The 9,989-nt window shown below is 61.4% G+C and carries 7 protein-coding genes; 3 read left to right on the top strand and 4 right to left on the bottom strand.

The annotated features are described in order from the left end of the window. Both BLV07_RS47650 and BLV07_RS50110 read left to right on the top strand, forming a co-directional pair. Nucleotides 1-443, top strand: a 443-nt coding sequence (locus BLV07_RS47650; protein ID WP_502690108.1) for an MBL fold metallo-hydrolase, incomplete at its 5' end; no start/stop codon positions are given. Between the two features lie 192 nt (nucleotides 444-635). Next, complete coding sequence (locus BLV07_RS50110; protein ID WP_349525140.1) at nucleotides 636-947, top strand: hypothetical protein; 312 nt, start codon at nucleotides 636-638, stop codon at nucleotides 945-947. A gap of 1,094 nt (nucleotides 948-2,041) precedes the next feature. Here BLV07_RS50110 and BLV07_RS19395 read toward each other — a convergent pair. Further along, on the bottom strand, nucleotides 2,042-3,025 hold the full coding sequence (locus BLV07_RS19395) for a Bug family tripartite tricarboxylate transporter substrate binding protein (protein WP_091888475.1): 984 nt from the start codon (nucleotides 3,023-3,025) through the stop codon (nucleotides 2,042-2,044). Between BLV07_RS19395 and BLV07_RS19390 the strand changes: the two genes are divergently transcribed. Next, nucleotides 2,964-6,200: an ATP-binding protein gene (locus tag BLV07_RS19390; protein WP_502690110.1), complete on the top strand. Its 3,237-nt coding sequence runs from the start codon at nucleotides 2,964-2,966 to the stop codon at nucleotides 6,198-6,200. The two genes, BLV07_RS19395 and BLV07_RS19390, sit on opposite strands and share 62 nt — an antisense overlap. Before the next feature lie 114 nt (nucleotides 6,201-6,314). Here BLV07_RS19390 and BLV07_RS19385 read toward each other — a convergent pair whose 3' ends face one another. From BLV07_RS19385 to BLV07_RS19375, 3 genes are all read right to left on the bottom strand, one after another. Further along, nucleotides 6,315-7,253 carry an aldo/keto reductase gene (locus BLV07_RS19385; protein ID WP_091888471.1) on the bottom strand — a complete coding sequence of 313 codons (939 nt, stop codon included), beginning with the start codon at nucleotides 7,251-7,253 and terminating at the stop codon, nucleotides 6,315-6,317. Nucleotides 7,254-7,347: 94 nt separating this feature from the next. Then, nucleotides 7,348-8,835, bottom strand: coding sequence for an MDR family MFS transporter (locus BLV07_RS19380; protein WP_091888469.1), 1,488 nt, complete (start codon nucleotides 8,833-8,835; stop codon nucleotides 7,348-7,350). Next, nucleotides 8,832-9,974 (bottom strand): HlyD family secretion protein, encoded by a 1,143-nt coding sequence (locus BLV07_RS19375; protein ID WP_091888467.1) that lies wholly within the window; start codon nucleotides 9,972-9,974, stop codon nucleotides 8,832-8,834. Before BLV07_RS19375 ends, BLV07_RS19380 begins: the two co-directional genes overlap by 4 nt. Between the last annotated feature and the right edge of the window lie 15 nt (nucleotides 9,975-9,989).

Here is a 9,989-nt window from a genome sequence, read left to right as displayed (position 1 = left end):
AGAAGCTTGACGCCAGCAGCTTCGAGCTGGAGGGGCACGAATTTCGTGTGATCGATACCGGCCACACGGACACCGACGACACCACGGCCGTCTACGTACCGTCGCTTGGGCTCGTCATTGCCGGGGACGCAATCTACAACCAGACGCATCCGTTTCTCGCTGAGGCTGGTCAAACTGGTCGGCAGGCATGGCTCGCGGGGATCGACAAGATCGCTGCGGTAAATCCGACCGCCGTCGTCGTGGGCCACGGTCCGCTTGATCCCGACAACAACCCGAGCCACATCGACGCAACGCGCCAGTACATTCGCGACTTCGATCAACTCAACAATGAGAGCGAGACGGCGCAGCAGCTTTATGACCGCATGCTTGCCGTCTACCCCGATCGGATCAACCCTGGATCTCTTTGGGCCAGCGCTCACGCTGCCAAAGGACTGGCGAAGTAGAACCGGCCGAACTAGAAACAACACAAGAGGTCGACGCCAAATCAAATGTCGCTCTTCGTCGCGTTCTTGTTCGGAATCTGGGGCGCCCGTAGGCGCTAGGAGAGCCGCAAGCCGGCACGTTTCATAGCCAGGAAGCTCAAGACATTTCAGACCTCGCTGGGCTTCTACGATCTTGCGATCGCGGCGCCGTCGATGAAGGCGGCGCTCGAAGCTTGGGGCGCAGGCAGCAATCTCTTCCATCAGGGCGTCGCGAAAGAAACGGACGATCCGGACGTGGTCGCCGCGACCATGTCCAGGCCCGGCGTAGTGCTCAAGCGGCCCGCGGAATCGAGCGGGCGCTTCGCCGAGCACTCGGATCTGCCGTCCGACCTGGGAAACGGCGAGGACAGGGCTCGGCGGGAAAATCGTCGCGCGAAGCCGGCAAAGCGCCCCCCCTTCCAAGATCAGCGAACGGGAGGCGCGAAAGGCCGGCGCCGATTTCGAGAAGCAGCAGAAGCGCCGTGAGGCCGAGCGCCGGCGCGAGGAGGCCGCAAGGCAAAGGGACCTCGAACGTCGCGAGAAGGCGATTGCGAAGGCGGAGGCTGCTCTTCAGAAGGCCGAACGAGAGCACGACGAGACGATCCCCCGACTGGAAGCCGAGCGCGACGCACTAGAGAACAGTTGCAGGTCGAAGCTACGCGATGGGAACGGGAGAGAGAAAGGCTGAAAACCTCCTTGCGCCACGCCCGGGAGTAGCGGGTCAATCCGGAAGATGTGTGCACGGCTCGCCTTGAGATTGGCCAAAATGGCCGGCCGCTCGCGATCACTGCCGCCGATCAACCTACGCCTTGGTGCGGACTCGGCCCCAAGGTTGCCGATTAACGCCAGTGCACCCACGGGCATTGAAAATCTCGGCCTGCCATGGCAGGTTAGAGCTACCCTCGGGGCTACACCCTGGGGCTACACCAGAGACCTCTGGCGTCCAGTAAGACCTGATTTTACGGGGCTTTCTCGAAGCCGTTTTATTATGGCGGAGAGGGAGGGATTCCCGCTAGGGTTGCAATATTATTGTCTGAAATCAAAGACATAGACCGACAGCCCTCTCACCCCCGAGCCCCCCTTATCACCGCGGCTTTCCGGTCACCTTGATTGTACCGTTTTCCCTCGCGAAACCGCCGGAAAACAGGGGTCCGTAGAAAGCTCGCCGAATTTTCGCGCTTGCGACCTCGCGGGGAGCGCCAACCGCCTTGAGATAGCGGGCGATGAGCGGCAGGGGAGCCAACCCCCAGTGGCACAAGGTTGCCGAGCGCCTCGGCGAATGGGTGCGCCGACTCGTTGAAGGTGATCAAAGCGCAACCGGTGCACCCGAGCAGAAATCAGGGCGGACAGGATCGCACGTCGTGCATAGCCACGGAGTGCAGCCTAAGGGCTTTGTCTAGGCATACGGCGGCCAAAGTAGACCATTGGACATCTTCTTTGCGTCATCGGCCGGCCTTCCGTCTTCGCGAATTCAACGACAGTTGCCAGAGCCGCGACGTTTTTTCCTACCAATGGGCCCACGCGGCGAATTGCGCCTGCCTCTTAAATATCGGCTGCGAGGGGCAGAGCGTAAACATCGCTCACCCTGCCTTCAGTCCGATCGACTTGATCACCGGCCCCAGGCTTGCAGACGTCGCTTCAACGACACGCTCGAACTTGTCGGGACTGGAGTCGCGGTCCGGCTCCAGGCCTTGCGAACGATAAGCTGCCTGCAAGGCCTGATCGGCCATTGCCGCGCGTGTCGATTGCGCAATCCGGTCGACGATCGCATCCGGGGTCAGGCTGGGTACAAACAAACCGAACCATCCTTCATATCGGAGATCCGGCATGCCGGATTCGACTGCGGTCGGTACTTCTGGCGTCCCACTGAGCCGCGCGTCGGTGGTAACAGCGAGAAGCCTGATCTTGCCGGCGCGGCCGAGTTGCTGGAGTTGCATCGACATGACAGCGATGAGCAGCGGGATCTGACCGCTGACGAGATCGTTCGTTGCCGGCGCCACGCCGCGATAGGGAATGTGGACGATATCGAGCCCACCCGACTGCCGCTTGAACATTTCGCCAACGAGGTGATTGCCGGTGCCGACACCCGGCGTGCCGTAGGACAGCTTGCCGGGATTAGCTCTGGCGTAGCTGATCAGTCCTTGCAGATCCTGCGCGGGGACTGATGGATGAATCGCGAAGACGAGTGCGCTCGAGACCAGCCGATAGACGGCTCGAAAGTCCCGGGCGCTATAGGCGGGACTTTCCGCCAAGGGAATGATGACCTGGGTGCTGCCATTGCCGAGCAGAAGCGAATAGCCGTCGGGCTTTTCGCGCGCGACCACGGCCGTGCCGATCGCTCCGCCAGCACCGCCGATGTTCTCGACAAAGACCGGACCGAGCTGTGACGTCATCTTTTCGACCCAGGGGCGACCGATCTGATCACCCGATCCGCCCGCGGCATATGGAATGACCAATCGAATGGGGCGCGTCGGATAGTCGGCAGCCCTTCCCTTGCTTGCGATGGCCGCAAGCGCGCCGGCTCCGGCAGCGCTGATGAATTGTCGGCGTGAAGGGAGCGACATTGTTCTATTCCGGGAGACGACAACGACAGGTCGGCGACGAGACCTTTCCAACAATTCCCAGCAAATTCGAAGCCATCGATCGCACCGCGTCAGCCGTATCAGTGAGAGCAAGCCTTTCTCACAATCAAATCCAATTGCCTGCGAATTGGGCCCACTCCTACGTCACCGGCCTAAGTCATTCGTTGGACACGACATTTACGTGACATCAGCCACAACCGAACAACCAGATGGGGCACCGGATCTCGCCTGCTGCTTCCGGCTAGTGTACTCCACGCATCGATCTGGTAAATCAATACCAGATAATTTCGACTCCCTGCCGAGGGGGCAATGGCGCGTGCCAGACAAGAACAATCAGGACTCGGCCGTTTCTTTTGGGCCATTTCGTCTATTCCCCAAGTCCAGGCTCTTGGAGAGGGACGGCGTGCCGCTTCATATCGGCGGCCGCGCGCTCGACATCCTCATTGTCCTGGCCGAACGGCCTGGCGAGGTGATCGACAAGCGAGAGCTCGTCAAGCGCATCTGGGCCGACGTGCATGTCGATGAAGGCAGTCTTCGCTTCCACATCGCCGCCTTGCGCAAGGCGCTCGGCGACACCGGCAAATCAACCCGCTATGTCGTGAACGTCGCCGGGCGTGGCTATTGCTTTGCTGCGCCCCTCGCGCAACCGGCGCCGCCCCTCGCGATCGAAACCGCATCGCCGCGCTCGCTATTGCCTCCTCCGATCGCAAAGATGATCGGGCGGGATGACGTCATTGAAAAGATATCGAGCGGGCTTTCACTTTACCGCTTCGTCACCGTGGTCGGACCGGGCGGCATCGGCAAAACGGCGGTTGCCATAACCGTCGCGCATCGCCGCTCGGCAGATTTTCGCGGACAAGTTTTCTACGTCGATTTTGGACCGGTGAGAGACCCGAACCTTGCCGCAACCACCATTGCCTCCGCACTCGGGCTGACCACCAACGCGGACGACCCGATACCGGCGCTGCTGACGCATCTGCAGGCGAGATCGACCCTCCTGATCTTCGACAGCTGCGAACATGTGCTCGAGACCCTCGCGTCCCTCGCCGAGCGCCTCGTTCGCGACGTGCCACAACTGCACGTTCTTGCAACCAGCCGCGAGTCCTTTCGCAGCGAAGGCGAACGCATCTTTCGTCTATATCCACTCGACTGCCCGCCGCAGCGCGACGACCTCAGCGTCGCCGAAGTTCTTGCCTTTCCTGCGGCGCAACTCTTCGTCGAACGCATCGCCCAGGGTTCCGGTTCTTTCGAGCTCAGCGCGGAAGAGGCGCCGTTCGTCGCCGACATTTGCCGGCGCCTTGACGGCATCGCGCTGGCGATCGAACTGGCGGCGGGCCGCGTCAATGCGTACGGCATCGCTGGGACGGCATCGCTTCTCGACAGTCGTTTTTCGTTGCAATGGCGCGGCAGGCGCACGGCGATACCGCGGCACCAGACACTAAGCGCCGCGCTCGATTGGAGCTACGACCTTCTGCCGGAATCCGAGAGCGCCATCCTGCGACGGCTGTCCGTGTTCGTGGGACCCTTTACGGCGGAGGCTGCGGTTGCCATCGCATCCGGTGACGGACTGAACCCCGCAGAGACAAGCGAGGCGATCGACAATCTGGTCACGAAATCGCTGATCTCAACGTCCAGCGGACGGACCCTGCGCTATCGCCTGCTCGATACGACACGCACCTACGCGTTCGGAAAACTCGCCGCGTCGGGAGACGCACGACGCGTTGCACAGCTTCATGCAGAGCATTTTCGTGACTTGCTTCACCGTGCAGAGACCGAGACATCGACGCCCCTGCACGCGTGGCTCAACCTTTACGGCGGTGAGCTCGACAATCTGCGTGCAGCTATGGACTGGGCCTTCTCGCCCGAAGGCGACGCCCCGCTCGGCATCGCGCTCACGGCGGCCACCGTTACATTATGGGTACGCCTATCGCTATTTGCCGAATGCCGCGAGCGCACACGCGCTGCGCTTGCGGCGCTCGAAGACAAGGCCAGCGGCACTGATCGGCTTCGCATGCAGCTCCTTGCGGCCCTGGGCTGGTCGTTGATGTATGGCGAAGGCCGCGCGCGCGAAGCCCGGCCAATCCTTGAAGCGACCCTCGAACTGGCGGAGCGGCTCGACGACAAGGACTTTCGGCTGAGGGCCCTGTGGGGGCTGTGCATCGACCAGTTCAACAATGGCGAGTTCGGCAGGGCGCGCGCACTCGCCGAGCGTTTTACGACGACGGCCACAAGCTCATCCGACAAGACCGATCTCATGCTGGCAGACCGACTCATGGCCGTCGCCCTGCACTATCTCGGAGACCAGACCGAAGCGCGAGTTCGTATCGACCGCGTGAACGTCGCGCTTCATATGCTGGCTGAGAAGCCAAAGATCTTCCCGCTCGACCTCAGGGTATCGACGCAATATTTCCGGGCACGGATCCTCTGGCTGCAGGGGCTGGCCGACCAAGCTCTCGAACTTGCCGCTGACAATATCGAGGAAGGACGGGCGAACGGCCACGCCCTGACCTTCTGCAGCGTGCTCGGGCAAAGCGCCTGCCTGCTCGCCTTCTTCGCCGGCGATTACGATGCCGCCCAACGCTACGGCACCGAGCTGCTTGTGCATGCCGAGCGCCATAGCATCAGACTCTGGGCTCTCTGGGCCCGCGCCTTCAACGCGATGATCATCGTCAAGCGTGGGGACGTCGAGACCGGCATGCCGCTGCTGCGCGACGAGCTCAATCGCGCGGGCGATGCCCGCTTCCTGCCTCGATTTCTTCCGCTGCTTGGCGAACTGTCAGCACGTTTTGGAGAGGCCGGTCAGGCCGATCGCGGCCTTGCCGGGATCGAGGATATCTTGAAGCGCTGCAATGACCGGCAGGAAAGATGGTATCTGCCGGAGCTGATCCGCATCAAGGGTGAGCTGCTGCTCAAGGACGCGCAAAACCCATCCACCGTGGAAGCCTGCTTTCGTGAAGCGATGGAGATCGCATCGCAACAAGGTGCACGCTTCTGGGAGCTTAGATGCGCGATCAGCATCGCGCGATTCGGAATGGCCCAGGGCCGCAATGCGGAGGCGGCAGAGGTTCTGGAAGACGTGTGCAGGCCGTTGACTGAAGGCGCCGGGATTGCTGATATACGTGTCGCGCGCGGTCTCATCGAACAACTTCGTCACTGACAGTCGATGCCAGCAAAGATCGTTGGCCAAAATACCCGCACATTTCCAACCCGAAGGGACTCCAATCACGGAGCACCACACTCTCTGCGCCCAGAGACCGCTCGGCTATCCGATTCATTGCGCGCGAGGGATGAATCCGGGCACGCCCGTCTCGACAACAGTGTTGAACCTGACATTTGTCGTGATCTCTTCCCGCATCTGACGCATCGCATCTTCCGGCAGCGTCGAGATATCGATGTTCTCGTGGATGCGCCGGGGATTGGTCGAGGTCGTCAGGAATGCGGTCCCTCGCTGAACAGCCCAGGCCAAGGTGATCTGGGCGGGCGTCTTTTGAAGACGTTCTGCTATGGCGGTGATCACAGGGTCATCGAGGAGGTTCGGCTTCATCGCATGTCCCAGCGCAGCAAACGCCTGGAGTACAATTCCATGCTCGCGGCAGAAGTCGAGCAGCTCCCATTCGGGAAGATACGGATGCGATTCCACCTGCACCATGGCCGGCCTGATCCGGGCGACCGCTACGATCTCGCGCAGCTTTTCTAGAGTAATGTCTGACAAACCGATCGATTTGCAGTGCCCTTCATCGACCAGGCGCTCCAGTGCACCCCATGTTTCCGCCAACGTCACGCCTGAATCATAGATGACCTGACCGCGCTCATCTCGTGGGTCCTGCTCGTCGCCGGGCTGAAAGGCAAAGGGGGTATGTATGATGTAGCAATCGATATCATCGACTTGCAGTCGCCGCCGACTGGCGTCGAAGGCAGGCCTCACTCGCTCCGGCCGGTGATTGGTGTTCCATAGCTTCGTCGTCAGGAACAGGTCCCGACGATGAAGTGCCCCTGCCTTGAACGCCTCTTGCAGAGCTTCGCCGACGGCGTCTTCGTTGCGGTAGCGCTCCGCACAATCGAGATGTCGAAATCCCGCCTCCAATGCGGCCTTGGTGGCCCGCCTGGTCACGAGCGGGTCTGGAATGAGCGTACCAAATCCCACAGCGGGAATCGTCCCGGACCCAAATGTCGGAATCCTCGTATTGCGAAGCGAATCTGACGTCGTCATGCTGTTATTCCTTTGTTTATCCCCGGCTCCTGGACGAGCGGAGGACGAAATGATCGAAATTGACGATGCGATGTCATTTCATCGCACCAGGGCGTCAACCGGCGAGACGCGGCTTGCGGAGAAAGAACACGAGCGGGATCACGACCAGCATGGCGAACATCAGGATCTCGAACTGGTCGATGACTGCGACCGTGGCCGCCTGGCGCGTCACCAATCCATTGAGAACTGCAAGGTCCGGCTTCCCGAGAGAGCCCGCTGAATTCGCTGCGACACGGTACGGCGTGAGGTTCTTGGCGAGTGCTATGTGCATCGCCTGAGTGTTGGCATAGAAAAAGAGCTGGACCACCGCGATGCCGATCGTGCTGCCATAGAGCCGCGACAGGTTGATCAGCGCGCTGCCTTCCGGGCGGAGCTTCGGATCAAGCGTGCCAAAGGCGGCCCTGGCAAGCGCAGGCAACAGCATGCCGATGCCCGCCCCCTGAAGCAGGCCGGCCTCGACCACCGGCCGCCAATCCATTGCCGGCGAATAGCCGAGCATCAGCCAATTCGCATAGACGACCAGCGTCATTCCCCCTATCAGGAACGGCCGATAGTCGACCTGCGTCGGGACCAGGCTGGTCAGCACCAGCGCACCAACGAGCGCCACACCGCGCGGAATCGTCATATAGCCCGTGGTATCGACCGGGTAGTTGAGCAATTCCTCGAGCATCGGAGACGTCAACGCCAGGGTCGGCAGCAGGACGAAGCCAAGTGCAAATGAGATGACCGTCGAGAGGACGAGATTACGATCCCTGAACAGCGCCGTGCGGAGAAAATGCTCCTTGGTCGTCATGACGTGGACGATGAACAGATAGAAGCCCAGGACCGAGGCGATCGCTTCGACCCAGATCTCCGTCGACGCAAACCATTCGAGGCGTTCGCCACGATCGAGCAACGCTTGCAGCCCGATCATGCCGATGGAGAACGTCGCCAAGCCGAAGAAGTCGAAAGGCTGGCTCCGCTCCGCCCGCTTCTCGCTCAACAGCCGGGCCATCGTCAGGAAGATGAAGCCTGCCATCGGCAGGCTGAAATGGAAAATCGATGGCCAGCCATAATATTCACTAAGCCAGCCGCCAATGGCGGGGCCGGTGCTGATGCCGAGCAAGGAGCACACGGTCCATGCCAGGCTCATGCGCGCATGTCGCGCCGGCGGCGTCACCTCGAGAAGGATCGCCAGCGAAAGCGGCGCAAGCGGACCGCTCGCCGCGCCCTGGAGGATCCTTGCCAACACGAACTGGATAGACGTTGTCGCCAGCGTGTCGAGAACAAGACCGAGCGCGAAGATGGTGACGGCGGCTTGATAGACAGCCTTCCGGCCATAGCGTCCCGCGAGCCACTGCGTGATCGACATGGTTACGGCGCTGGCGGCGATATACGACGAAAAGACCCAGCCGACCTCGTCATTGGCCATCGAGAGCGTCGCTTGAAGGTGCGGTAGCGCGGCGTTCGGTACAGAAATATTGACGGCCTGCATATAGGTCGCCATGAGGGTCGCCGCGGATATCGCGTGACGGCCGCCAGCCGATGGAACGGACGTGCTCATTTGCCCTCCGTCGCGAGCGCGGGCTGAAGCAGATGCGGCCAGCTGCGGCGATAGCCGGTATCGACCCGTGCCGTCACACTGATGCCCGAGAACAGCGGCCGGCTCGTATCGAGATCGTCGAGCTCAAGGCGCACAGGCAGACGCTGAACGACCTTGACCCAGTTTCCGGTCGCATTTTCCGGAGGCAGGACCGAGAAGTCCGACCCGGTCCCGGGACTCATGCTGACGATGTGCGCTTTGAACTTGCGATCCGGATAGGCGTCGACGTCGATCGTCGCCTCCTGGCCCGGACGCATGTGGGTCAGGCCGGTTTCTCTGAAATTCGCCTCGATCCAGACGTGTCGGCTCGACAACAGCGAGAAGGTAGATGCCCCGGCATTGACGAAAGCGCCGACCTGCAGATCGTCCACTCGGGTGACGATACCGTGGTCAGGCGCCGTCACCGTGGCATAGGAGAGATCGAGACGCGCACGCTCGAGCTGCGCTCCGGCCGCACGAACTGTCGGGTGGCGATTGACATCGATATCGGGGTCGCCGTTGAGCGCGATCACGGTGTTGGCGACCTGCTGTTCGATCGACGCCATGCGGTGGCGGGCGACCTTGAAATCCGTCTCGGCCCGTTCGTAGACCGCGCGCGGCGTGAAGTCGGAGGCGACCAGCGTCTTCTTGCGATCGAACTCGCGTTCGTCGAACGCAGCCGATTCCCTTGCCGATTGCAGCTCCGCCTGTTGCTGACGGTAGGTCGCCTTCAGAGCGTCAATCTGGAGCCTCGCGCTGCCAAGCCGCGCCTCCGCCTGATCGACGGCAATCTGATAGGGCTCCGGATCAATGCGGAACAGGACCTGACCTTGTCGAACGCGCTCGTTATCCCGCACGGCGATTTCAACCACCTGACCGGAAACGCGGGCATTGATGGTCACCTTTGCTGCGCGAACGAAAGCGTCATCGGTGGAGACGTACTGCTCCTGAGCCAGATACAGAGCAGCGCCAAATACCGCCACGACGGCCGGCACCACAAGCATCAACGGCCGGCGCAATCGCTTTGCGAGCTCCGAACCTAATGGCGCAGTACTCCCGGTTTCACGGAAGATTCCGCGATCGCCAAACCAGCCGGCGATTGGCGCAAAATTGAAACGCATCGAAAGCCCTCATCT

The organism is Bradyrhizobium sp. Rc2d (assembly GCF_900099855.1).
Taxonomy (GTDB): domain Bacteria; phylum Pseudomonadota; class Alphaproteobacteria; order Rhizobiales; family Xanthobacteraceae; genus Bradyrhizobium.
The sequence above is the reverse complement of the archived record's forward strand: the minus strand, read 5'-3'. Positions and strand labels throughout refer to the sequence as shown.